This is a genomic window from Vibrio sp. 1288, assembly GCF_033344475.1.
On the sequence record NZ_JAWPOX010000324.1, the window covers coordinates 1 to 819 of the forward strand.

General features: G+C 47.0%; 1 protein-coding gene. It reads right to left on the reverse strand.

The features are described from left to right. Positions 1–715, reverse strand: a 715-nt coding sequence (gene thiL, locus R8O11_RS26535) for a thiamine-phosphate kinase (protein ID WP_318194783.1), incomplete at its 3' end; no start/stop codon positions are given. Positions 716–819: the final 104 nt, after the last annotated feature.

Here is an 819-nt window from a genome sequence, read left to right on the forward strand (position 1 = left end):
TTGGTAATTGAGACACATCGATACTCACACCAACTTGTGAGCGTTTTAAAATATGTTTGATATCCGAAATCAGGCCGTCTGAAATATCAATCGCCGAAGATGCTAATCCTACCAAAGCTTGCCCCGCTAACACTCTCGGAGTACTTAGGTAATGGGCTTTTTCTAGTTCATCAGCACCAATACGACTGCGAAGTGTTTCATCTAAGATGACATCCAGCCCTGCTTTTGCGTCACCCAAATTCCCCGTGACATACACCCAGTCCCCGACTTTCGCGCCAGAGCGAGTCAGCGCTTTGCCCTCAGGCACAAAACCTTGCACTGTCAGTGTTAGGCTTAATGGGCCTTTCGTTGTATCACCGCCGATTAACTGAATACCAAAGTAATCCGCCAGTTCGAAAAACGCATCACAGAAGGGTGCGAGCCATTCTTCATCCACTTCAGGCATGGTCAATGCAAAGCTTACCCAAGCTGGTGTTGCGCCCATGGCAGCTAAATCGCTGATGTTGGATGCAAGCGCCTTGTGAGCAACCCAAGCAGGGTTCGCGTGAGGAAGGAAATGGGTTCCAGCAACCAAGGTATCGGTGCTGATAGCAATCTGTACATTTGCTGGCGCCTTAACGAGAGCGCAATCGTCCCCAGCGGCGAGGTGTACGTCTTTGCGCTGGTTTTGTCGGCCAACAAAATACTTATCAATCAGATTAAATTCACCAGACATAATTCATTTATCTTTTCATGCCAATGGCATTGATATCATACAAAAAAGGTCAGCATGTGCTGACCTTTTCATTGAAGAAATCGTTATTTCTTACGTACGTGTGG